This is a genomic window from Ruegeria sp. THAF33, assembly GCF_009363615.1.
In the GTDB taxonomy this organism is placed as follows: Bacteria; Pseudomonadota; Alphaproteobacteria; order Rhodobacterales; family Rhodobacteraceae; genus Ruegeria.
In genome coordinates this window covers 2,792,013-2,815,331 of record NZ_CP045384.1, presented here as the reverse complement: position 1 = coordinate 2,815,331, position 23,319 = coordinate 2,792,013, and the positions used below count along the sequence as shown (strand labels likewise).

Sequence of the window (23,319 nt, the reverse complement as noted above, 5' to 3'; positions counted from 1 at the left end):
TGGTCATGCTGGATACGATGTTGGTTCATGCATAGTGTCGAGGGCGTTGAGGTTCTGAAACCGGATTTACCAAGCGCAAAGCCAGAGATCATGTTGGACACAGAGCAAACGGTATTGACCGAAGAGTTTTGCTTTCCTTCCGGGCAGAAAACACTGTCTGCCCGATTGTACAGCCCGCTGACCTCGCCCGAAATCGTCGTCGTGCTGAACAGTGCAACGGGTGTGCCGCGCGATTATTACCGTCATTTCGCACGATGGCTTGCTGCCGAGCAGGGTATGGCCTGCCTGACCTATGACTATCGCGATTACGGGCATTCCTTGACTGGCCGCCTGAAAGACTCGCGTGCGACCATGGCGGATTGGGCTTTGATCGACATGCCCGCGGCACGGGCGGAAATGCGCAGACGGTTTCCCGATTCGCAGCATTGGACCATCGGTCATTCGATCGGCGCGATGTTGGGGCCTGTGCAGCCGGATATCGATCTGATTGACCGGATGATCTGTGTGTGTTCGGGGCTGGTAACCGTAAGCGACCACCCATGGCCCTATCGGGGTCTGGCAGGATTGTTCTGGTATGGTCATGCCCCGCTTTTGGCCCGAGCCCTTGGCTACCTTCCCGGAAAGGCGATCGGGTTCGGCTCGGATCTGCCGGCATCGGTCTATTGGCAGTGGCGCAAATGGTGTACCGCGCCTTTGAATTATGTGCCTGAAATCGGGCATGAGTTACCTGCGGCGCAGTGGAAGGATTCTGGAACGCCCGTGGATTTGTTCACCTTCGAGGACGACCAGATGGTGCCGCCGGAAGCGGTTTGGCGGCTTGCGGATCTTTACGGCCCCGATGCCAACCGCCACCTGCTGAGCCCTGCCGATTTCGGGTTGCCCGAGGTTGGTCATATCGGAGCATTTGCCCGGCGCAATGCAGCGGTTTGGCCGCGACTGATCGCTTGATCAGACGCGTCGCAGGACGGGCCGGGCACCGTCCAACAATCACCGGTTGCGAAGTTTCTTTTCCTTCATGACGCCACGGACCATCTTGCCGAACGCTTTGTCCCGCGCCCGGGACTGCGCGACGGTCTCAGAGTTGCGCTGATCTTCGCGCCGAAGCTTGCGCCACCGGTCCAATCGAGCCGGATCAAGCGTACCGTGGCTTATTGCCTTTTGCACGGCACATCCGGGCTCGGAGCTGTGCTGGCAATCCGAAAAACGGCAGTCCCGGCTCAACTCGGCAAGGTCCGAGAAAACGTCGTCGATCCCGTCCTGAGCGTCCACCAGGCGCAACGCGCGCATTCCGGGTGTATCGATCAACCAGCCACCGTTGCGCATCCGGTGCAATGCGCGTGCGGTCGTCGTGTGCCGGCCCCTTGCGTCATCCTCGCGAATGTCCGAGGTGGCAAGATCCTGATCGGTCATGGTATTGGCAAGTGTCGTCTTGCCAACGCCCGACGAACCAACCAGCGCTCCGGTCTGGCTTTTTGGGCACCAGGACAGCACCTTTTCAACCTCTGCCGGGTCCAGCGCGTTGATCGCCAGAACCGTCAGGAACGGGTCCAGTGATTGCACCTGTCCCGAGAAACTGTCAGGGTCCGCCGATTTGTCGGCCTTTGTCAGAACAACGACCGGGTAACACCCGGCCTGATACGCAAGCGCCAAATACCGTTCCAGCCGGGGCAGGTTGAAATCGGCATTGCACGAGCTGACGATGAACAGCACATCGACATTGGCTGCGATCAGTTGCGTCGCGGCGCCTGTACCGGCGGCGCGTCGGTGCAGCAGGCTGCGCCGGTCGAGCAAATGGCGCACGCGTTTGTCGTCATCGGCGAGAACCCAATCGCCAACGGCATAGCTGCCGGTCGTTTGATCGGGGGTCAGCAACGGGACTTCGCCGTCAGGGTTCAGCCCGATCAGGCGGTCCCGATGAACGGAAGTGATGCGAAAAGGTGTGCAGGTAGGATAAGCCGCGTGTTGCGCAGCAAAGTGAGAGGACCATCCCAGGTCCGAAAGTGCAAGAAACATTGGTTTGCCTGTCGTCAGAAACAGCACTCCCGACGGATGGCGATCGCTCATCCCCGGGTCATGTGTTCAGGCAGTCAGTCGATACCGTGAGGTCAGAACCGTGCTGCCCGAAGGGTCTTTGCTACAATCATAAAGCCCTCCTGCGGCTAAGGTTCGTAAAGTGAGAGGTTGGACATCGACCCAAGCGGGGCTCGTTGTGGCTGCTTCCTTCCGGACCTGACCAGGTTGGCGAGGCGCTCGCCCGCGCCAACCTCTCGACTCAGGATATAGGGAAGGCTTCGGCAAAAGACAACCCGTCAGAGCGTCAGCCGAATGCGTGCAAAACCGTTTTCGTCAGGTTCCAGAATCTTGGGGGCAAACCTGTTCAATTCGTCGACATACTTCAAAGCACCGGGACCGGTCCGAAGAATGGTTGTCATCCCCGATTTCGGCATCAGAGAGAACGGGTAAGGTTGCCGGGCCAATGGGTCGGGTGGCAGGCGGTGCGTCATGTAGTCCCGCAAAATGTCCCGGATATCCAGCGGGGGCAGATCGATGGCCGGGGCCGATGACACATGCGGGAAATGTCCGCCCCCGCTTGCGCGATAATTATCGAGCGCAACGACAAATGCCTGATCGGGCTGCACGGCCTGGCCTACGTAAGTCAGATGATGCACCCGCCTGTGGCCGGGATGGATCATTTGCCCCCCGACATCGTAACGCGCCGGTTGCGACGGGTCGATCTGATAGGACAGGCCAAAGATGACATCGAAATTGTATCCCGCCCGATCCCGGTCGAACAGCTCTGCCTCGGCGTCGGGGAATTGTTGGTTGAAGGCGCTGGCTGACATCTCCAACCACTCCAGCAGCTGCGCGCCCGTGATCTGAACCGCGCGCAACTCGTTGGGAAAGACATGCAGGTCCGCCACGTGACGCAGACAGATTTCACCGGGCGGCACGTCCGTATAGTGCCTGGGGCCAGAGCGTCCGCCGCATTTGGCCGGCGACGCGGCTGACAACAGCGGCAGCTCTGCAAGCGTGGTGCCGTGTAAAAAAGGGCGCAACGCGGCTGCCTGTGCGGCGGCCACAAGCGCCAACCCACGATCCGGCGCACAGAAGCTGAAATAGCTGTGCAATGTGTCCGAGACGTGCGCAACGGGCGCGGCCATGTCCTGACGGGTCTGCTGATGTGCGGGTTCAACCAGATGCGCGATTTCCAAATCTTCGCCAATCGCGGTGCCGCCCACCGAAACCGGGCGCAATTCGGCGTTGCTGTCGACAACACACAGCCCCGACTGGGGCTGTACGGTAACGGCCAGATCGATTACTCCAAGATATGCGCCTGCCGAGCCGGGCATGACAACCGGCGTTCCATGCACCAGCCCTTTCACGTCATCCACATTCGGGGTTTGCGCGCCGGTGCGTGCGGGAAGGGTCAGGTGAGTGTGCCCGGCGACAACAGCGTCGATGCCCTCGATCGCGGCCAGGGGAATAACGGCATTTTCAGTGTCGGTCGCTGCGTCCGGGTGTCCAAGCCCGGAATGGGCGAGCGCCACGATCAGATCGCACCCCTTTTCGCGCAAGATACGCGTCAGGGACCGTGCCGCGACAACGATGCCGTCCGCCGCTACGGTTTCGTTCAGATTGTGTTCTTCCCAACGCGTCGTCTGCGGCGGCAGAACCGAAAACACGCCGACGCGAATGGGCACATCCTTGTTTCCCACTCTCACGACACGGTCAAGGATCGTAAAACGCTGCCATGATTGTTGTTCTCCGGACCGATGAAGATTGCCGCACAGAACCGGGCACGGGGCTTGTGCAAGGGTCTTGTCCAATGTCGGCAGCCCGAACCCGAAATCATGGTTGCCCAGACCAATCGCATCATAGTCCAGCGCCTTGAATGCCTGCATCATCGGGTGGGGATTGTCGTTTCGAATGGCCCATTCGCCCATCGGCGTTCCCTGAAGCGAATCCCCGTTGTCGAAAATCAGCACCAGCGCGTCTGTGGCCTCGTGTCGGGCCTTGCGGATCAGGCTGGCGGTGCGTGTCAGCCCAAGCGTCGGGTCCGGTGTGTCCGCGTAATAGTCAAAACCGGTCAGATGCATGTGCAGGTCGGAGGTGGCAAGAATACGAATACGCCCACGGTCTTTTGTGGGTTGAACCTGCGTCGATGGGTTTTGCTTCACTTTTTTTGTTCTGCTTTTGAATGTGGTAATGGGCTAAAATCATCAAAGCGCAGTCTAGATGATTTTTCCGAGGCCGCCATGCGGCTTTTCGGCGGCGCGTCTCTGCGTTTTGCGTATTGAAATGCCATTGCAACAGGGCCTGAGACATGGCAGCCCTGTGCGCAAGACCAGAAGGAATTCCAATGAAAAACGCAGAGCAGGTGACTTTCGGCGGCTCGGGCCTGCATCGGGCAGCGCATCTTCGTGGGGATTCAGAGAAGCTGTCCGAGATGGCGCGCGACCCTGCTGCGCGATGCATATTGCTGTGGCGAGGCAAGCTTTTGGTCGTGGGCGCGGCGCTGGATCAGCTTGCCCTGACGCAGATGACCCACCCGCTGGTCAGCGATGGCCCCGGCGGCGTGATCGAAGCACCGGTTTTTCTGGGCCTGAGCGCAGAGGGCGCACCCCTGTTTGCTGCGGATATCTCGGCCTGGGCGGCAGAGGGATTGGATCTGACCGGCCTGGGAGAGTTCGTGGACAGATCCGAACAGCAGCACCCGGATTTGCCTGAAGGGCATGTTTTCGCCGAGCTTCGCCGGATCATGGCGCGATTGTCGCCTCGTGATGCCGAACTGGCCGCATCCGCCAAGGCGGTTGTCGGTTGGCACGAAACACATCGCTTCTGCGCTCGCTGCGGCGCAGCCAGCGATATGTCGCAAGCGGGATGGCAGCGCAGTTGCCCGTCATGCGGCGGGCAACATTTTCCGCGCACGGATCCGGTTGTGATCATGCTGATTACGCATGGGGACAATGTGCTTATAGGGCGGTCTCCGGGTTGGCCCGAGGGCATGTTTTCCTTGCTGGCGGGATTTGTCGAACCCGGCGAAACGCTCGAAGCGGCGGTGCGTCGCGAAGTGATGGAAGAGGCAGGCGTACCTGTTGGTGCGGTGTCTTACCTGTCCAGCCAGCCCTGGCCGTTCCCGGCATCCCTGATGTTCGGATGCGCCGGCGAGGCCCTGTCGCGCGACATCGTTATCGATCCGGTCGAGATCGAAGAGGCGATGTGGGTCAGCAAATCCGAAATGATGCAGGCATTTGCCGGCGAACATCCCCGGTTGTTGCCGGCTCGCAAGGGAGCTATCGCTCATTTTCTGCTTCAGAACTGGCTTGCGGATACGCTGGACTGAGGAAAAACTGGTGAAGCCATAAACAGCAAAGGTCATTATGCAGTTTTCAGCGCGCGAAGATATCGAAGCCCCGATCAATTCGGTGTTCGACATGGTGTCGGATTTCGAAAGGTTCGAACGTATGGCGATGCGTCGTGGTATCGACGTGCGGCGTCTGGAGGCTGATGCAATGGTGGTTGCCGGCACTGAATGGAAAACCGAATTCAAGTTGCGTGGAAAGCCGCGCCAGATGTCGGTGGTGATGACGGATTACGACAAGCCGTCGCAAATGCGGTTCGAGGCGGCCAGCAAAGGGATGACCGGCCTGACGACAGTTGATTTTCTGGCCCTGTCTCCGCGCCGGACACGCCTGAGCATCGAAATGTCCTTGGCCGCAAAGTCCTTGCCCGCGAGGTTGCTGTTGCAGTCCATGAAGCTTGGACAGTCAAAGTTCCGCAAGCAATTCCAGCTGCGGTTCAGCGAGTTTGCGCGTGAACTGGAGCAGCGTCACCTGCACGGGGCGTGAACGGGGTCTGCTGGGCTGATCGGGGCAAGGATTGGAAAAAACCTCGGATGTCGCACATTATTTTTCTGCATGGTGCATCAAGCAGCGGAAAATCGACAATCGCGCAGGCTTTGCAACAGAAGATAGCGAAGCCATTCTGGCATATCTCGATCGACCACCTGCGCGATTGTGGTGTTCTGCCGCTGGATCGCTATCGCCGTGGCGAGTTCGATTGGTCCGACGACCGATCGGCAGTCTTTGATGGGTTTCATCAGTCGCTGGCTGCCTACGCGGCCTCGGGCAACAATCTGATTTTGGAACCTATTCTGGATACGCCGGGGTGGGACAAAGATTTGCGCGACCTTTTCCGCCCGTTTGATGTTCTGTTCGTGGCTGTCCATTGCCGGTTCCCGAGTTGAACGCGCGCGAACGATTACGCGGCGACCGTCCGGTGGGAAGCGCCCAACGGGACCAAACCATGATCCACGCAGGTAGAGTTTACGATATCGAGATTGATTCCATGGACGGCATTGAAGCCAACGTGCAGACAATTCTTCAGGCATGGCGCAGTGACCTGCGCCAATCGGAATTCAGCCAGTCTTTCACGTGACCTGTCAGCCGCGAGGATGGGCCGCAGGGTAGACGCCAAGAACCTCGACATTGGTCGTGAAGTGTTCCAGTTCGTCCATTGCCAGCTGCACATTGCGGTCTTCGGGATGTCCAACGATATCCGCATAAAACTGCGTTGCAGTGAAGGACCCGTCGACCATATAGCTTTCCAGCTTGGTCATGTTGATCCCGTTGGTGGCAAAGCCACCCATGGCCTTGTACAGCGCGGCCGGGATGTTGCGGACCTGAAACACGAAGCTGGTGATCATTTCATACTCACCCCGACGTGACAGATCCGCCTCTCGTGACATGACAAGAAAACGGGTCGTGTTGTCGTCATTGTCCTCGATATGGCGGGCCAGCACGTTCAGGTCGTAGATTTCAGCCGCAAGCTCGCTGGCCAGAGCGGCGGAATGCAAATCCCCGATTTCGGCCACTTCGCGCGCGGCGCGGGCATTGTCGGGACTGACACGGCCGCGAATACCGTGTTCCTTCAGAAATCCTGAACATTGCGGCAGCAGCACCAGATGCGAATGCGCTTCGGTGATGTCTTCCAGTTTTGCGCCGGGTACACCAAGAAGGTTGATGTGAACACGCACGAACGCTTCATCGATGATGTGAAGCCCGCTATGGGGCAACAGCCGGTGGATATCGGCAACCCGACCGTAGGTCGTATTTTCGACCGGCAGCATCGCCAGATCGGCCGCGCCCGAGCGAACTGATTCGATCACATCCTCGAATGTGCGGCAGGGCAGGGCCTCCATTTCGGGGCGTGCGTTGCGGCAGGCCTCGTGACTGTAGGCGCCGGGTTCGCCCTGAAAAGCAATGCGATTGGTCATTTGGTCGATTCCATGCAACAAGTTCGCGATTTGGTCGTTTCGTCGCGGTGTCTATACCTTGCCTCTCGCAAGTGGAAGCCTTAGACACCTGCGCAGACAGCTGAAATGGACACGCGATCAATGTTCGACACGATGACAGTTACGAAGGCCGCCGCAGGCCTGTTCGGCACTTTCCTGGTGCTGCTTCTGGCCAAATGGGGGGCTGACATTCTCTATTCTTCCGGTGGCCATGGCTCGGCTGAGGCCGCCTACATTATCGAAACCGAAAGCTCGGGCGAAAGCGCCGACGGCGAAGAAGTGGTCTTTGAAGATCTGCTGGCCGCCGCTGACGTTGAGAAGGGCGCGAAAGTATTCCGCAAGTGCACCGCGTGCCACAAGCTGGAAGACGGGGCGAATGGAACCGGCCCTTACCTGTATGGCGTAGTTGATCGCCCGGTTGCCTCGGCAAAAGGTTTCACCGGTTACTCAGCCAGCATGCAGGCCCATGGCGGCAACTGGACGCCCGAAGCGCTGGATGCCTTCCTGGAACGCCCAAGCGCCTATATCTCGGGAACATCGATGAGTTTTGCTGGCTTGAAAAAACCTCAGGACCGCGCGGACTTGATTGCTTATCTGCAGACAATTGGCAACTGATTGCCTGAGAGACTATTGAAGTTCAGAGCCGCTGCCCCGCGCAGCGGCTTTTTTTTGTCTGAAGGGAACTTCACAAAGCGCTCACGCATTCTAAACTTGAAACTGTCAGCGTTGGCACTTTAGCTAGCGTATGCGACATAAAAGATTACAATAACCCAGAGGATGAGCCCCATGATATCCCTAATGCCTGCTGCACGTGATCTTAAGGTCAGGCCATTGGCTGGCATATTCGGGCTTTGTGCTGTTCTGCTCTCTTCGCAAGCCGCTTTGGCATTGGATGAGGGGGTTACCCGCAGTCATGGATATTCGTATTTCGGCAATCTGGATTACCCTGCTGACTATCCGCATCTGAATTACGTGAACCCTGATGCACCGAAAGGTGGTGAGTTGTCCTTGGCGGCTTCGGGGACGTTCGATTCCCTGAATCCCTATTCCCGCAAGGGGCGCGCAGGCGCCTTGACGACGCTGCAATATGACCGCCTGTTCGAAAGCTCTGATGACGGTGTCGGACAGTATTACGGCGTGTTGGCGGAAAGTCTGGAATACGATGAAGGGCGCAACTACGTCATTTTCCATTTGCGGCCCGAAGCAACCTTTTGGGATGGCACGCCGGTGACGGCCGAGGATGTTGTCTACAGCCACCGCCTGTTCATCGAACAGGGTCTGCCTTCTTACGCCCAGGCCGTGGGCCGCATGGTGACGGGGGCCGAAGCGCTGGATGATCACACGGTCAAGTTCACGTTCAATCCGGAAGTCACACGCCGCAGTTTGATCGAGACCGTTGGGTCGACCCCCGTCTTTTCGAAAGCATGGTTCGAGGCGGACGAGTCCCGGCGTCTGGATGAGCCGCGTCTGGAAGTTGCGGTCGGCTCGGGCCCCTACAAACTCGACAGCTATGACATCAATCGTCGTATCGTTTACAAGCGACGTGACGACTATTGGGGTAAAGATCTGCCATTCAATGTCGGTCGCAACAATTTCGATACCATTCGCGTCGAGTATTTCGCCGATCAGACAGCGGCGTTCGAGGGGTTCAAGGCCGGTGAATACACGCTGCGGATTGAAAGCGATCCCAAGCTTTGGGCGACGGCGTATGATTTTCCGAAGCTGAACGAAGGTGTGATCGTTCGGGACGAGATACCGGATGGCAGCCCGCCAACACCGTCAGGCTTCGTCTTCAACCTCGGAAAACCGCAGTTCTCCGACAAAAAAGTACGCAAGGCCCTGGCCTTGGCCTTCAATTTCGAATGGGCAAATGAATCCCTGCTGTTTGGTCTGAATTCGCCGCGCAACTCCTTTACGCAAGGCACCCCGCTGGAAGCGCAAGGCCTGCCCGAGGGCGATGAACTGGCGTTTCTTCAAGCGCTGGGTGAGGTTGTGCCCGAGGACCTTCTTTCAGAACCTGCCGTGACGGTTCACGAGTCAAACCCCGCGCGCCTGAACGATCGCAGAAATCTGCGAAAAGCCGCGAAGCTGCTGGACGAGGCCGGGTGGCCTGTCGGCGATGGCAACGTGCGGCGCAACGCGGAAGGACAGACGCTCAAGGTGGATTTCCCCTATCCTTCAAATCTGCCGACTTCGACGGCCACGATGATTGAAACCTATGTCCAGAACCTGCAAGCCATTGGCGTGGATGCGTCGGCGGAAAAGGTTGACCCGGCGCAATACACGCTGCGCAGCCGCGAGCGGGACTATGACATGGTCTATTCCACTCGTTACGGGTCTTTTTTGTCGACCGGTGGCGGGTTGAGCCAGATGTACGGGTCGGAAGAGGCCGCATTCAGTCTTTTCAACCCGGCCGGATTGGCCAGCCCATTGGTTGACGCAATCATCGAAGCATCCTTTGATACTGACAATCAGGCGGATCAGGACATGGCGTTGAAGGCGTTGGATCGCGCTTTGCGGTACGAGTTCTTCGTGATCCCCGTAGGATACATCGCTGACCACTGGGTGGCATATTACGATATGTATGAATACCCGGAAAACCTGCCGCCTTATTCGCTGGGCTATCTGGATCTGTGGTGGATCAATCCGGAAAAAGAGGCCGCACTGAAAGCGAAAGGCGCGCTGCGATAACATGGGCGCCTATATTCTAAGACGTTTGTTGCTGATCATTCCGACCCTTCTGGGCATCATGATCGTCAACTTTACGCTGGTACAATTCGTGCCCGGCGGACCGGTTGAGCAGATCATTGCCCAGATCGAGGGTCAGGGGGATGTTTTCGCCGGTTTTGCGGGTGCGGGCGATGCCGGCGCGGGGTCAGAGCCGGCGGGCGGCGTTTTCGACGACAAATATGTCGGTGCGCGGGGCCTGCCGCCCGAGTTCATTGCTGAACTTGAAAAGGAATTCGGCTTCGACAAACCGCCCCTGGAACGTTTTCTGATCATGATGGGCAACTATCTGACGCTGGACTTCGGCGAGAGCTATTTCCGCTCGATCAGCGTGATTGATCTGGTGCTCGAGAAAATGCCGGTCTCGATCTCGCTGGGCCTGTGGTCAACGCTTATCGCCTATCTGGTTTCGATCCCTCTAGGCATTCGCAAGGCGATCAGGGACGGTTCGCAGTTCGACACGTGGACCAGCGCAGCGATCATCGTGGCCTATGCGATCCCTGGCTTCCTGTTTGCCATTCTACTGCTGGTGCTTTTCGCCGGTGGATCCTATTGGCAGATCTTCCCGTTGCGGGGGCTGACATCCGACAACTGGGACAGCCTGAGTCTTTTTGGCAAGATCGCAGATTATTTCTGGCATATCGCGTTGCCGACCATTGCGCTGACGATCTCGGCCTTTGCGACATTGACGCTGCTGACCAAAAACTCTTTTCTTGATGAAATCAAAAAGCAATATGTCATGACCGCCCGCGCCAAAGGCCTGAGCGAACGCAAGGTGCTGTATGGCCATGTGTTCCGCAACGCGATGCTGATCGTCATAGCCGGATTTCCGGCCGTGTTCATCGGCGTGTTCTTCGGAGGTTCGATCATCATCGAAACGATCTTCTCACTTGATGGTCTGGGACGTCTGGGTTTTGAAGCCGCCGTGGCGCGGGATTACCCGGTGATTTTCGGCACGTTGTTCATCTTTGGCCTGATGGGTCTGGTGGTCGGTATCATCAGCGATCTGATGTATGTGCTGGTCGACCCGCGCATCGATTTTGAAAAGCGGGAGGGGTAAATGGCATTGTCCCCCCTGAACCAGCGCCGCTGGAGCAATTTTCGCCGAAACAAGCGCGCTTTCTGGTCGTTGATCATCTTCGCCGTGTTGTTCGGCCTGTCGCTGTTTGCCGAGTTCATCGCCAATGACAAACCGATTCTGGTGAAATACCGGGGCGAGTTTTACATGCCGGTCTTCAACTTCTATGCGGAAACCGAATTTGGTGGCGATTTCCAGACTGAAGCCATTTATCGCGATCCCGAAGTTCAATGCCTGATCGATAGCGGTGGACTGGAAGAGTGTTTCGACGATCCCGAAGGTATCATTGAACAAATCGACGCCGGGACTTTCCAGGCGGAAGGGTTCGAGCGTGGCTGGGCGCTTTGGCCGCTGATCCCCTATTCCTACAACACGTCTGTGGATCGCCCCGGGGCTGCACCTTTGCCGCCCAACGGCCAGAACCTGCTGGGCACCGATGACACCAAGCGCGATGTGCTGGCACGGGTGATTTACGGCTTCCGCTTGTCGATCCTGTTCACGCTGCTGGTGACGGGCGCTGCCAGCCTGATCGGTATTTTTGCCGGTGCCATACAGGGTTTCTTCGGCGGTTGGCTGGATCTGATCTTTCAGCGGATCATTGAGATCTGGTCAGCGACGCCTTCGTTATATGTGATCATCATCATGTTCGCGGTTCTGGGCCGAAGTTTCTGGCTGCTGGTCGCGTTGATGATCCTGTTCAGCTGGACCGGGTTGGTTGGCGTGGTGCGCGCAGAATTCCTGCGGGCGCGAAACCTTGAATATGTGCGCGCTGCACGGGCATTGGGGGTGGGCAACATGACCATTATGTTCCGCCACATGCTGCCCAACGCAATGGTGGCCACGCTGACCTTCATGCCCTTCATCGTTACGGGCACCATAGGCGGGCTGGCTTCGCTGGATTATCTGGGTTTTGGTCTTCCGTCTTCGGCCCCCTCGCTGGGGGAGCTCACCTTGCAGGCAAAACAGAACCTTCAGGCCCCATGGCTGGCTTTCACGGCCTTTTTCACCTTTGCCATCATGCTGTCTCTGCTGGTCTTCATCTTTGAAGGCGTGCGGGATGCGTTCGATCCCAGAAAGACCTTCTCATGAGCCTGCTGGATGTAAACAACCTGAAGGTCTCGTTCCGGCAGGACGGTCAGATCAGTGCTGCGGTTCGGGGCGTGTCATTCCATGTCGATCGCGGGGAAACCGTGGCGCTGGTGGGTGAATCCGGATCGGGCAAATCTGTGACCGCGCTCAGCACCGTATCTTTGCTGGGCGACAGCGCGATCGTCGAAGGGTCCGTCACCTATGACGGACAGGAGATGATCGGCGCCTCGGAGCAACGCCTGATGGATGTGCGCGGCAATGACATCAGCTTTATTTTCCAAGAGCCGATGACATCGCTGAACCCGCTGCACACGATCCAGAAGCAGATGGCGGAATCGTTGGCCCTGCATCAGGGGGTCACGGGTGATGTCGCGCGCGAACGAATTCTTGAATTGTTGAACAAGGTCGGTATCCGCGACCCCGAAGACCGGCTGGACAGCTATCCGCACCAGTTGTCTGGCGGACAGCGGCAGCGCGTGATGATCGCCATGGCGCTGGCGAACAAGCCGGACATCCTGATCGCCGATGAACCGACGACGGCGTTGGATGTAACCATTCAGGCACAGATCCTCGAGTTGCTGGCCAGTTTGCAGAAATCCGAAAACATGGGGATGCTGTTCATCACCCATGATCTGGGCATCGTGCGGCGCATCGCCGACCGGGTCTGTGTGATGAAGGATGGTGAGATCGTCGAGACCGGTGCGACCGCCGAGATCTTCGACAACCCGCAGCACCCCTATACCCGCAAGCTCTTGGCCGCGGAACCTTCGGGCCAGCCAGTCGCCGTTGCAACAGATGCCGAGGAAGTCGCGCGCACCGATCACCTGAAGGTCTGGTTCCCAATCCAGCGCGGGTTTCTGAAACGCACGGTCGGCTATGTGAAGGCGGTGAATGACGCCACGCTGAGCGTGCGCGCGGGTGAGACCTTGGGGATCGTGGGCGAAAGCGGGTCGGGCAAGACCACGCTGGCGCTGGCGATCATGCGTCTGATCGCGTCCGAAGGCGGCATCACCTTCCGCGATCAGGATGTTCGGAAATGGTCCACACGAGAGCTGCGCCGGCTGCGCAAGGATATGCAGATCGTGTTTCAGGACCCGTTCGGCAGCCTCAGCCCACGCATGACCTGTCAGCAGATCATCGCGGAAGGTCTGGCCATTCACAATATTGATCCTCATCGCGCGCCGCGTGAACTGGTCGCTGAGGTGATGACCGAGGTGGGCCTGGATCCTGCGGCAATGGACCGGTATCCGCACGAGTTTTCGGGCGGTCAGCGTCAGCGCATCGCGATTGCGCGCGCGATGGTCTTGCGCCCCAAGCTGCTGGTTCTGGACGAACCGACCAGCGCGCTGGACATGACGGTTCAGGTTCAGATCGTCGATCTGCTGCGCGATCTGCAAAAGAAATACGGGCTGGCGTATCTGTTCATCAGCCATGACCTGAAAGTGGTGCGGGCGATGTCGCACAAGGTGATCGTCATGCGAAACGGAGATGTGGTTGAAATGGGCACGGCCGAGGATTTGTTCGAAAATGCCCAGACCGACTATACCCGCGAATTGATTGCTGCGGCGGGCTGAAATCAGCCCGCCACCGTCAGTCCATCAGGCGCTGGCTTTCTCTTTGGCCGCCGTTTTCGGCACCGGCCCGCGCAGTTCTTCATAGTGATCAAAGCTCAGCTTGACCCACCCGGTTCCGCGCGTGGCACTGGCAAGAGTGCGATGCAACTCATCCTCGGCCACGGCGGGAATCAGGGCGTTGAAAATCTCCCAGCCTGATGCGTTCGGGTTGCCCTCAAATCCCAGAACCTGCCCTTGCAGAGAGCTGATCGTCGGCACGAGGTCGCCGACAAAATCAGAAGGCAGGTGGATTTCGGCGTTCAGGATTGGCTGCAAAACAACGGGCTTGGCCTGTGGCAGCGCTTCGCGCACGGCGTTCTTGCCCGCGGTGCGGAAGGCATAATCGGAACTGTCCACGTTGTGATGTTTGCCGTCATGCAGCGTGACCTTCACATCCACCACCGGAAAGCCCTCGGGGCCTTGCTCCAGCGCGTCTCTGGCGCCCTGTTCCACGGATGGGATGTAATTCTTGGGCACCGCGCCGCCCTTGACCACCTCTTCGAACTGGAACCCAGATCCGCGCGGCAGCGGCGCGACCGAGATCACGACATCCGCGAACTGCCCAGCCCCGCCGGATTGTTTGCGGTGTCTGTGGCGATGTTCGACAGGTGTTCGGATGGTTTCGCGATAGGCGGTTTCGACCGGGTCGGCTTCAATCTCGATCCCGAAATCCTCGGCCAGTTTGGCGGTCACGCGTCGCATGTGCTGCGGACCTTGAGACCCAAGAACGGCGTGGCCGGTAAGCTCATCCTGTTGCAGGTGAAGGCCGGGGTCGATTTCGGCCAGGCGGCTCAGGGCGTTTGACAGGCGCACATCGTCCCGCTCATGCGCGGGCGAGACGATCTGACGATGCGCCACCGGATGCGAGGCTGCCCATTCCGGCAGTTCCGTCGCCGAATTGCTGTCGTAGATATAGCCGGGGTTTAGGTGATCGGATTTCACCGCCAGACCAATCTGCCCGGCCTCAAGCGTGGCGATCTGGGTTTTGGCATCCAGCGTTGTCAGATTGCCGACGGTCTCACCGCCCAAGGCTTCATGGGCTTGCACGCCGTCCCCCAGGCCGCGCAGAACCACGATTTTTCCGATGTGCTTTTTGACATCTGCAAAACCGGCAATGGCGCGGGCGCTGTCTGCGGCCTCGTCGCGCCCGGCGGCGATGTCAAATTCGGGGGCTTCGTGCCGCAGCGCCTTCATCAGACGCGTCAGCCCGTTGCCGTGACTTGCGGCACCCAGGCAGGCGGGAATCAACTGGTGGTTCTTCAGGACCTGTGCCGCCAGATCATAGACCTCGTCACTTGGCGGCTGTTTGTCTTCGATCAGCTGTTCCAGCAGGTTGTCATCGAAATCGGACAGGGTTTCGAGCAGCTCGGTTCGCGCTTCCTGCTCGCGGTCTTCGACGGATTGAGGCAGTTCGATCAGGGCCGAGGGCTGGCCCTCCTGATATTTCCAGGCCCGTTCCGAGATCAGATCAACCGCCCCGATGATCGTATCCCCTTCGCGGATCGGCACCTGACGCAGGGCAATGTGGTGGGTGCAGTATGTTTGCAGAGCGGCGATGATATCGCGGACGCGGCCATTGGGGTTGTCCATCCGGTTGATGAACAGAAAACAGGGGATGCCGGCCTCTTCGACCAATCGCAGGTAGGGCGCGCACAGAACGGCGGCATTCGGGTCGGGGGGCACCACGACCACGGCGGCGTCCGAAATCGCCATTGCAGGGCCGACATAGGCCAGTGCATCGCCGCCCCCATCGACGTCGATCGCGCACCAGGGCTCGTCCAGGTAAGAAAAACCGTGCAAATGCACGGTTCCGGAAACATCGAATGTGGTGGGGCGCCCGTCGAGGCGGCTGATGGCCTCGACAAGCGTAGATTTGCCCGATTGGCTGGGCCCGAGGACGGTGAAAACGCGCATGAGTGTTGTCCCTCTTTCAGGTTGCAGATTGGCTACACGAAAGGGACCGACCGACGCGTTGGCGCCGACAAGGATTGTCTGTATTTTGCCCGCCTCAGACCGCAGAGCGAGATGCCGCCCTACAACATGAGTGTGGGAAAAACCGCAGGCGTGCGTCAAGCCCCTGATGTGTTTTGCGCGTCACGGGCCGAATGTTGCCCGCCGAAAAAGGGTCAGATGGCCGAGCTGTGCCCGGCTTTGCTGAGGTCATAGGCGTCAAAGCTGCGGGCGATCATCCGGGTCAGCGCCCGCGCTTCGGGCGGTATGAAAAGCCCGGCTTCGGTGATTTGCAGCATCCCGTCGAAAGATGCGTTGGCTGCGCGGTACATCTCGTCCAAGTCAGAGGCCGAAATATCGTGATCCCGCAGGATTTCCGCCGAGTCGATCTTGAAATCGCACATCAATGCCTCGATCAGGCGAGCACGAAGAATGTCCTGACCTTTGAAAAGGTGCCCTCGGGATGTCGAAAACTGCCCATCGCGAATGGCTTTGGTATGGGCAGAGGTGGCCGGGGCGTTCTGCGCGTAGCCTTGCGGGAAACGAGAGATCGAGCTGGCCCCGACACCAATCAGAACATCGGCCTGATCGTCGGTGTAACCCTGGAAGTTCCGCTTGAGGCGGCCCGCGCGCAAAGCGTGTGTCAGACCGTCATCCACAGTGGCGAAATGGTCGATACCGATCTCGGCATAATTGTCCCAAAGGAACAAACGTCGGGCCGTGTCGAATAGTTCAAGGCGCTGTTCCGGTGTGGGCAGGGCGTCCGACGGAATCAGCTGCTGCCGCTTGGCCATCCAAGGCACGTGGGCATAACCGTAAAGTGCCACGCGATCCGGGTTGAGCGACACGAGTTTCTGCACGCTTTCCGTCATGCGCGCCTTGGTCTGATGTGGCAGACCGTAGAGGATATCCGCATTCAGGCTGGTGATGCCACGTTCACGGATCATGTCAATAGCGTCGCGCGTGGTGTCATAGCTTTGAATACGGCCTATGGTTTTTTGGATTTCGTCATCGAAATCCTGCACCCCGATCGAGGCGCGGTTCATGCCCGCGTCTGCCAGCGCATCCAAACGCGCCTCGTCAATCTCGTTCGGATCAATCTCGACCGAGAATTCGGCATTCGGCCCCATGGGCACGATACCCAGGATGTGTTGCGCCAATTCGCGCATCAATTGGGCGTTCAGCAATGTTGGTGTGCCGCCGCCCCAGTGCAGGCGCGACAGAACCACACCCTCAGGCAGACGTGCGGCCAGAAGGTCCAGTTCGGCCTTCAGAACATCGACATAGGCGATTACCGGATTGTCGGTTTGTGTCCCTTGTGTCCTGCAGGCGCAGAACCAGCATAGCCTGCGGCAGAATGGGACATGAATGTACAGCGAAATTGCACTGCCGGGTTTGATCCCGGAAATCCAGTCGCCGAACATGTCTGATCCCACGTCGTTGCTGAAGTGGGGGGCGGTGGGGTAGCTTGTGTAACGCGGTACTTTCGCGTCAAAAAGTCCAAGCTTTGCCAATTGTGGTTTCACTATCATGGCGATACCCTTATGCGACAGGCGACACAGGTGCTTTGATGGAGATCAAGTGGGAACGCGCATGACAGTAAAAGCACAATTTGACCATTCAAATTGCGGAGATTGCCCGATTCGTCATCGCGCCGTCTGCGCCCGTTGTGATGCCGATGAGCTGGAAGAGCTTGAAAGCATTAAATATTACCGCAGTTTTGAAGCGGGTCAGACGATCATCTGGTCTGGGGATCAGATGAGTTTTGTCGGCTCGGTTGTGGCTGGTATCGCGTCGTTGACTCAGACAATGGAAGATGGCCGCACCCAAATGGTTGGTCTGCTGCTGCCAAGCGACTTCGTTGGCCGCCCGGGTCGCGATACTGCGCCCTATGATGTTCAGGCCACGACGGATGTCGTGATGTGCTGTTTCCGCAAGAAACCGTTCGAAGAGTTGATGGACCACACCCCGCATATCGCCCATCGTCTTTTGCAGATGACTTTGGACGAGCTTGATGCCGCCCGCGAGTGGATGCTGGTTCTGGGGCGCAAAACGGCGCGTGAGAAGATTGCCAGCCTGCTGTCGATCATTGCGCGCCGGGACGCTTCGGTCAGCCAAAAGGGTCTGACTGGATCTATCGTGTTCGACCTGCCCCTGACCCGAGAAGCAATGGCGGATTACCTGGGTTTGACATTGGAAACGGTCAGTCGCCAGATATCAGCTTTGAAAAAAGACGGGGTGATCACACTTGAAGGAAAGCGACACGTGACCATCCCCGATCTGGGCCGCCTGATGGAAGAGGCAGGTGACGATTCGGATGGCGGCTTTCCGGTCTGACGTAATCGGCTTTTGACCACGAACAGCCGCCGCAGTCTTTTTCGCGAGATATCTAATTCAGGAGCTCGGCATGGAATTTACCAGTTTGTTGGCAATGCTTTTGGTCGGCGCAATCGCCGGTTGGCTTTCCGGAAAGATCATGGAGGGCAGGGGTTTTGGTCTTTTCGGAAACATAGTTGTCGGAATCGTAGGTGCGTTTCTGGCGGGGTTGATTTTTCCGGCGCTTGGATTCGCCGTTGGCGGCGGCCTGCTGTCATCTATCCTCTTCGCAACAGCAGGTGCCGTGATCCTGTTGTTCCTGATAGGCCTGATCCGCAGAGGATGACAAAAGAGAGGATGACAAAAGCCGCCACGTCGGGCGGCTTTTGAAGGGCGGATCAATGGGCCAGGAATACCGGTACGGTAGACTGCTCCAGCATGTTGCGGGTTGCGCCGCCCAGAATGGCCTCGCGAAAACGGGAATGACCGTAAGCGCCCATGACGATCAGATCCGATTCTGTATCGGATGCGTGACGGTTGAGAATATCCGACACGCGCGTCATGCTTTTGCTCAGCACATCAATCTCACATTTGACCCCGTGTCGGGCCAGCATCTGTGACAGCATTCCGCCCGGATCAGACCGGTCCGGCCCATGGCGGGGCGGATCGATGACCACGATTCGGACCAGCTCGGCCTGTTTCAGGAATGGCAGGGCGTGACGAATGGCGCACATGGCCTCTACGCTTTCGTTCCAACCTATCATGATATTGCGCGGCACCGTCAGGGGCTCGGCGTCGTCCGGTACGACCAGAACCGGGCAATGCCCCTCGAACATGGCGGCTTCGATGATCGGCTCGGCCTCGGCAGCGCGGTCTTTGCCATAAGGGTGCGGCAGGACCACCAGATCGGAAAACCGTGCCCGATGCGCAACATGGCGTCCGATATCGGCAATCTGCGCGACGCCGTGCTCGGCGGACCAGCGAACGCCGGACTTGCCAAGGTAGTCATTGGCAAAGTTCAACAGCTCCTGGGCCTCGGCATTGGCCCGGCTCAGTGTTTCCTGAACGATAAGCGCATTGGCACCCGCATAGTAATAACCTGTCTGACTGCGATCGACGCCAAGGCACAGGGCTTCGGCATGTGCATCCTGCGATTCTGCCAGGGCCACCATCTGCGCCAGAGCGGCGGGTGCCGTCTGCGTTTCGGTCATGACAGTGAGTAGTGATTTGTAAGTCATTGCGACCTCATGATTCGGGCATTTGGTCTCATGTGACCAGTCGGCCTATTTCCTCTACAATGCGTGTCACAGAAAACGCAGAACTGTCTTGATACAGATCAAAGCAGTAACAGCTGCCGTGCTTCAGAACGGCAGCCAGTCAAATGGGTTTCGCGCGTACAAGAATCAAAAACGCGCGGGGCATGGCAAAGGGACGCAATATGTCGAATTACATCAAGCTGATCGTGCTTGGTCTGATCGCGCTGTTTGCAGCGATCGGAACCAATTATGCACGCGATTTGGCGTATCAGGTACATGCACTGCTGGTGATGCTTATCGCCGGTGGCCTGTTTATCTGGACGCTTCGAAACACTGACGAGCCAGATATTCTAGTCGATCGCTCGGGCGAATACATGGATGACGTGATCCGCTATGGCGTGATCGCAACCGCCTTCTGGGGCGTGGTCGGGTTTCTGGCCGGGACCTTCATCGCGTTTCAGCTCGCCTTTCCGGTGCTGAACTTTGAATGGGCACAGGGGTATCTGAATTTCGGTCGTTTGCGTCCGCTGCATACGTCGGCAGTGATTTTTGCCTTTGGTGGCAACGCGCTGATCGCAACGTCGTTCTACGTCGTTCAACGTACCAGCGCCGCGCGTCTTTGGGGCGGCAATCTGGCCTGGTTCGTTTTCTGGGGCTATCAGCTGTTCATCGTTCTGGCGGCGACGGGCTATGTTCTGGGCGGAACGCAGTCCAAGGAATATGCCGAGCCTGAATGGTATGTCGATCTGTGGCTGACCATTGTCTGGGTCGCCTACCTGGCCGTGTTCCTGGGCACGATCGTCAAGCGGAAAGAGCCGCATATCTATGTGGCCAACTGGTTCTACCTCGCCTTTATCGTCACCGTCGCGATGCTGCACCTGGTCAACAACATGACCGTTCCCGTCAGCATCTGGGGTTCGAAATCGGTCATCGTCTGGTCGGGCGTACAAGACGCCATGATCCAGTGGTGGTACGGCCACAACGCGGTGGGATTCTTCCTGACTGCCGGCTTCCTGGGCATGATGTACTATTTCATCCCGAAACAGGCCGAACGCCCTGTATTCTCGTACAAGCTGTCGATCATCCACTTCTGGGCACTGATCTTCCTGTATATCTGGGCCGGTCCGCACCACCTGCACTATACCGCGCTGCCTGACTGGGCTTCGACGCTGGGCATGGTGTTCTCGGTGGTCCTGTGGATGCCGTCTTGGGGTGGTATGATCAACGGTCTGATGACTCTGTCGGGCGCATGGGACAAGCTGCGCACTGACCCGGTGATCCGGATGATGGTGATCTCGGTCGGCTTCTACGGCATGTCCACCTTCGAAGGCCCGATGATGTCGATCCGCGCGGTGAACTCGCTGTCGCACTACACAGACTGGACCATTGGTCACGTGCATTCGGGCGCGCTGGGCTGGAACGGCATGATCACCTTCGGTGCGCTGTACTTCCTGGTGCCCGTCCTGTGGAAGCGTGAGCGTCTGTATTCGCTGCAAATGGTCAGCTGGCACTTCTGGCTCGCCACCATCGGTATCGTGCTTTACGCCGCCTCGATGTGGGTCACCGGTATCATGGAAGGCCTGATGTGGCGCGAAGTGGATGCCAACGGCTTCCTGGTGAACTCGTTCGCCGACACCGTGGCTGCCAAGTTCCCGATGTATGTGGTGCGTGCTCTGGGTGGCGTGATGTTCGTCGCCGGTTCGCTGATCATGTGCTACAACCTGTGGATGACTGTGCGGAAAGCGCCGGCCAAAGAGGCCAGCCTGACCGTCGCGGTCCCGGCTGAATAAGGAGGGCCGGAGCAATGGCAATTCTCGACAAACACAAGATCCTCGAGACCAACGCGACCCTCCTGCTGATCTTCAGCTTTCTGGTCGTGACCATCGGCGGCATCGTTCAGATCACCCCGCTGTTCTATCTTGAGAACACGATCGAAAAGGTGGAGGGCATGCGCCCTTACACCCCTCTCGAAATGGCGGGGCGCGAGATCTACATCCGCGAAGGCTGCTATGTCTGCCACAGCCAGATGATCCGCCCGATGCGGGATGAGGTCGAACGCTATGGCCACTACTCGCTGGCGGCGGAATCGATGTACGATCACCCGTTCCAGTGGGGGTCCAAACGGACCGGACCGGATCTGGCGCGTGTCGGTGGCCGCTATTCTGACCAATGGCATGTCGACCACCTGCGGGACCCGCAATCCGTTGTGCCGGAATCCGTGATGCCGAAATACGGCTTCCTCGAACATCGCAAAATTGACGGAAAGTACATCGGTGATGTGATGGCCGCCAATGCTCTGGTCGGTACGCCCTATTCCGAAGAGATGCTGGAAAACGCACAAGCCGACTTCCTCGCTCAGGCTGACCCGGACAGCGACTATGACGGGCTGCTGGAGCGTTACGGCGACAAGGTCAACGTGCGCAACTTCGACGGCCAGCCCGAGTTGACCGAAGCTGATGCGTTGGTTGCCTATCTTCAGATGCTGGGCACGTTGGTCGATTTCTCGACCTTCACCCCGGACGCAAGCCGCTAAAGGAGGATCGTGATGGAAGAATACACAATTCTCAGGCAGTTCGCGGATAGCTGGATGCTGCTGCTGTTGTTCGCCTTCTTCGTTGGTATCGTCATCTGGGTTTTCCGCCCCGGTGCCAGCAAGGAATACAAGGACACCGCCAACATCCCCTTCCGGCATCAAGACAAACCCGCCACATCCAAGGAGGCGCGGCAATGAGCAAGACACCTGAAAAACAGCCGGGTGATCCGAACACAACCGGGCACAGCTGGGACGGGATCGAAGAGTTCGACAACCCGATGCCGCGCTGGTGGCTGTGGACCTTCTACGCCACTATCTTCTGGGGCGTGATCTACACGATCATGTATCCAGCATGGCCCCTGGTGCAGTCGGCAACTGCTGGCGTGCTGGGCTGGTCTTCACGGGCTTTGGTCCAGCAGGAGATGGTCGCATTCGAAGAGGCAAATGCACCCTGGAACGCCAAACTGGTGGAAACACCATTGGAAGACATCGCGAAGGACGCTGAGCTTCAGCAATATGCCGTGAACTCTGGCGGTGCCGTGTTCCGTACCTGGTGTGCACAGTGCCACGGTTCCGGTGCGCAGGGCGCGCCGGGTTTCCCGAACCTGCTGGATGACGCCTGGCTGTGGGGTGGTACGATGGAAGATATCGTCTACACCGTCAGCTATGGTATCCGGAACGAAGAAAGCGACGATGCGCGCTATTCCGAGATGCCTGCCTTCGGTGAAATCCTGGAGCATGACGAAATCACGCAGGTGGTTCAGTATGTCATGTCGCTGAGCAACGCTCAGACCGATGACGCGGCGGCACAGGCGGGCAAGGTTGTCTTCGAAGACAACTGCGCGTCCTGCCATGGTGAAGATGGCAAAGGTGACATCTTCCAGGGGGCGCCGAACCTGACCGACGCGATCTGGCTTTATGGCGGTAGCGAAGAAGCTCTGACCGAAACTGTGACTTACAGCCGCTTTGGTGTCATGCCGCCATGGGATACCCGACTGACCGAGGCGCAGATCCGTGCGGTTTCCGCCTATGTCCACCAGTTGGGTGGTGGCCAGTAAGACCTAGAGGGCACCTTCGGGCGGTTCGCCGCCCGAAGGCTGTAGCACCGGCTGTTCCATCTGTTCGCGCGTTTCCTGAACAGCCGGTGCTTTTTTACACTGAATTCCTGTTGTTTTGCCATTCCGTTCTTTGCAAAGACGGCTGACCATCCGCGTCCGGGCAGGTCTGACCCGGGGCTGCGACAATTGGCCGGTACTTTGAAAACTGCAATTGCGATTTGCAGCTGGTATCGCGCCACAAGCAGATTTTGCGCCAAAATCGGCTGAAAATCGGGTAAAATGATTTAATTCCAGCGCCGGCAGGATGCGCTGATCTTCAAAAGATGTTTGCTCGATGCGCTTTTTGACCCATGTCAAAGTTCGCCTAGGCATGATCTGGAACAAGACGTCTTCAGAAGACCCATT

Annotated in this window: 22 protein-coding genes, 1 other RNA gene and 1 pseudogene; 16 read left to right on the top strand and 8 right to left on the bottom strand. The window is 58.2% G+C overall.

Annotation, left to right across the window (positions count from 1 at the left end; genetic code table 11):
- The first annotated feature begins 27 nt into the window (after positions 1 to 27).
- Positions 28 to 948 carry a hypothetical protein gene (locus FIU92_RS14090; protein ID WP_371419718.1) on the top strand — a complete coding sequence of 307 codons (921 nt, stop codon included), beginning with the start codon at positions 28 to 30 and terminating at the stop codon, positions 946 to 948.
- A gap of 39 nt (positions 949 to 987) precedes the next feature.
- Here the strand turns inward: FIU92_RS14090 and rsgA are convergent, their stop codons facing one another.
- The 3 genes from rsgA to FIU92_RS14075 form a co-directional block, all read right to left on the bottom strand.
- Positions 988 to 2,064, bottom strand: a complete 1,077-nt coding sequence (gene rsgA, locus FIU92_RS14085) for a ribosome small subunit-dependent GTPase A (protein ID WP_254705314.1) — start codon at positions 2,062 to 2,064, stop codon at positions 988 to 990.
- Positions 2,065 to 2,171: 107 nt separating this feature from the next.
- Positions 2,172 to 2,270, bottom strand: an RNA gene (gene ffs, locus FIU92_RS14080) — signal recognition particle sRNA small type.
- Positions 2,271 to 2,309: 39 nt separating this feature from the next.
- Complete coding sequence (locus tag FIU92_RS14075; protein ID WP_254705313.1) at positions 2,310 to 4,178, bottom strand: bifunctional 2',3'-cyclic-nucleotide 2'-phosphodiesterase/3'-nucleotidase; 1,869 nt, start codon at positions 4,176 to 4,178, stop codon at positions 2,310 to 2,312.
- A 182-nt stretch (positions 4,179 to 4,360) separates the two neighbouring features.
- On the opposite strand from FIU92_RS14075, the gene nudC reads away from it, so the two are divergent.
- From nudC to FIU92_RS23145, 4 genes and pseudogenes are all read left to right on the top strand, one after another.
- Entirely contained in the window at positions 4,361 to 5,344 is a 984-nt protein-coding gene (gene nudC, locus FIU92_RS14070; RefSeq protein ID WP_152459202.1) for an NAD(+) diphosphatase, read from the top strand.
- Positions 5,345 to 5,381: 37 nt separating this feature from the next.
- A complete protein-coding gene (locus FIU92_RS14065) occupies positions 5,382 to 5,849 on the top strand; it encodes an SRPBCC family protein (protein ID WP_152459201.1) in 468 nt (155 codons plus the stop codon).
- 47 nt (positions 5,850 to 5,896) lie between these two features.
- Positions 5,897 to 6,291 (top strand): annotated as a pseudogene (locus FIU92_RS23030) (AAA family ATPase); the annotation flags it as partial.
- A gap of 15 nt (positions 6,292 to 6,306) precedes the next feature.
- Positions 6,307 to 6,438, top strand: a complete 132-nt coding sequence (locus FIU92_RS23145; protein WP_256367498.1) for a hypothetical protein — start codon at positions 6,307 to 6,309, stop codon at positions 6,436 to 6,438.
- A 4-nt stretch (positions 6,439 to 6,442) separates the two neighbouring features.
- Here the strand turns inward: FIU92_RS23145 and FIU92_RS14055 are convergent, their stop codons facing one another.
- Positions 6,443 to 7,276 carry a prephenate dehydratase gene (locus FIU92_RS14055; RefSeq protein ID WP_152459200.1) on the bottom strand — a complete coding sequence of 278 codons (834 nt, stop codon included), beginning with the start codon at positions 7,274 to 7,276 and terminating at the stop codon, positions 6,443 to 6,445.
- Between the two features lie 120 nt (positions 7,277 to 7,396).
- Between FIU92_RS14055 and FIU92_RS14050 the strand changes: the two genes are divergently transcribed.
- The 5 genes from FIU92_RS14050 (at position 7,397) to FIU92_RS14030 (ending at position 13,762) form a co-directional block, all read left to right on the top strand.
- Positions 7,397 to 7,909, top strand: coding sequence for a cytochrome c family protein (locus tag FIU92_RS14050; RefSeq protein ID WP_152459925.1), 513 nt, complete (start codon positions 7,397 to 7,399; stop codon positions 7,907 to 7,909).
- 171 nt (positions 7,910 to 8,080) lie between these two features.
- Positions 8,081 to 9,985 carry an extracellular solute-binding protein gene (locus FIU92_RS14045; protein WP_152459199.1) on the top strand — a complete coding sequence of 635 codons (1,905 nt, stop codon included), beginning with the start codon at positions 8,081 to 8,083 and terminating at the stop codon, positions 9,983 to 9,985.
- Between the two features lies 1 nt (position 9,986).
- The gene (locus FIU92_RS14040; protein ID WP_152459198.1) at positions 9,987 to 11,081 is read left to right on the top strand and encodes a microcin C ABC transporter permease YejB; all 1,095 of its coding nucleotides are present in this window, start codon (positions 9,987 to 9,989) and stop codon (positions 11,079 to 11,081) included.
- Positions 11,082 to 12,188, top strand: coding sequence for an ABC transporter permease (locus FIU92_RS14035; protein ID WP_152459197.1), 1,107 nt, complete (start codon positions 11,082 to 11,084; stop codon positions 12,186 to 12,188).
- A complete protein-coding gene (locus tag FIU92_RS14030) occupies positions 12,185 to 13,762 on the top strand; it encodes an ABC transporter ATP-binding protein (RefSeq protein WP_152459196.1) in 1,578 nt (525 codons plus the stop codon). The genes FIU92_RS14035 and FIU92_RS14030 overlap by 4 nt, the downstream gene beginning before the upstream one ends.
- Before the next feature lie 24 nt (positions 13,763 to 13,786).
- Here the strand turns inward: FIU92_RS14030 and FIU92_RS14025 are convergent, their stop codons facing one another.
- Positions 13,787 to 15,715, bottom strand: coding sequence for an elongation factor G (locus FIU92_RS14025; protein WP_152459195.1), 1,929 nt, complete (start codon positions 15,713 to 15,715; stop codon positions 13,787 to 13,789).
- A gap of 212 nt (positions 15,716 to 15,927) precedes the next feature.
- Positions 15,928 to 17,283, bottom strand: a complete 1,356-nt coding sequence (gene hemN / locus FIU92_RS14020; RefSeq protein ID WP_152459194.1) for an oxygen-independent coproporphyrinogen III oxidase — start codon at positions 17,281 to 17,283, stop codon at positions 15,928 to 15,930.
- A gap of 61 nt (positions 17,284 to 17,344) precedes the next feature.
- Between hemN and fnrL the strand changes: the two genes are divergently transcribed.
- Both fnrL and FIU92_RS14010 read left to right on the top strand, forming a co-directional pair.
- Positions 17,345 to 18,088, top strand: a complete 744-nt coding sequence (gene fnrL, locus FIU92_RS14015) for a transcriptional regulator FnrL (protein WP_152459193.1) — start codon at positions 17,345 to 17,347, stop codon at positions 18,086 to 18,088.
- 70 nt (positions 18,089 to 18,158) lie between these two features.
- Complete coding sequence (locus FIU92_RS14010) at positions 18,159 to 18,413, top strand: GlsB/YeaQ/YmgE family stress response membrane protein (RefSeq protein ID WP_152459192.1); 255 nt, start codon at positions 18,159 to 18,161, stop codon at positions 18,411 to 18,413.
- 52 nt (positions 18,414 to 18,465) lie between these two features.
- Here FIU92_RS14010 and FIU92_RS14005 read toward each other — a convergent pair whose 3' ends face one another.
- The gene (locus tag FIU92_RS14005) at positions 18,466 to 19,305 is read right to left on the bottom strand and encodes a universal stress protein (RefSeq protein WP_152459191.1); all 840 of its coding nucleotides are present in this window, start codon (positions 19,303 to 19,305) and stop codon (positions 18,466 to 18,468) included.
- A gap of 200 nt (positions 19,306 to 19,505) precedes the next feature.
- Between FIU92_RS14005 and ccoN the strand changes: the two genes are divergently transcribed.
- Genes ccoN through ccoP form a run of 4 tightly spaced genes read left to right on the top strand, consistent with a single transcriptional unit; the run spans position 19,506 to position 22,914 of the window.
- Positions 19,506 to 21,113, top strand: a complete 1,608-nt coding sequence (gene ccoN / locus FIU92_RS14000; protein WP_152459190.1) for a cytochrome-c oxidase, cbb3-type subunit I — start codon at positions 19,506 to 19,508, stop codon at positions 21,111 to 21,113.
- A 14-nt stretch (positions 21,114 to 21,127) separates the two neighbouring features.
- Positions 21,128 to 21,856, top strand: a complete 729-nt coding sequence (gene ccoO / locus FIU92_RS13995; RefSeq protein ID WP_152459189.1) for a cytochrome-c oxidase, cbb3-type subunit II — start codon at positions 21,128 to 21,130, stop codon at positions 21,854 to 21,856.
- Positions 21,857 to 21,868: 12 nt separating this feature from the next.
- Positions 21,869 to 22,054: a CcoQ/FixQ family Cbb3-type cytochrome c oxidase assembly chaperone gene (locus tag FIU92_RS13990; RefSeq protein ID WP_050605006.1), complete on the top strand. Its 186-nt coding sequence runs from the start codon at positions 21,869 to 21,871 to the stop codon at positions 22,052 to 22,054.
- Entirely contained in the window at positions 22,051 to 22,914 is an 864-nt protein-coding gene (ccoP, locus tag FIU92_RS13985; protein WP_152459188.1) for a cytochrome-c oxidase, cbb3-type subunit III, read from the top strand. The genes FIU92_RS13990 and ccoP overlap by 4 nt, the downstream gene beginning before the upstream one ends.
- Positions 22,915 to 22,917: 3 nt before the next feature.
- Here ccoP and FIU92_RS13980 read toward each other — a convergent pair whose 3' ends face one another.
- Complete coding sequence (locus tag FIU92_RS13980) at positions 22,918 to 23,298, bottom strand: hypothetical protein (protein ID WP_152459187.1); 381 nt, start codon at positions 23,296 to 23,298, stop codon at positions 22,918 to 22,920.
- Between the last annotated feature and the right edge of the window lie 21 nt (positions 23,299 to 23,319).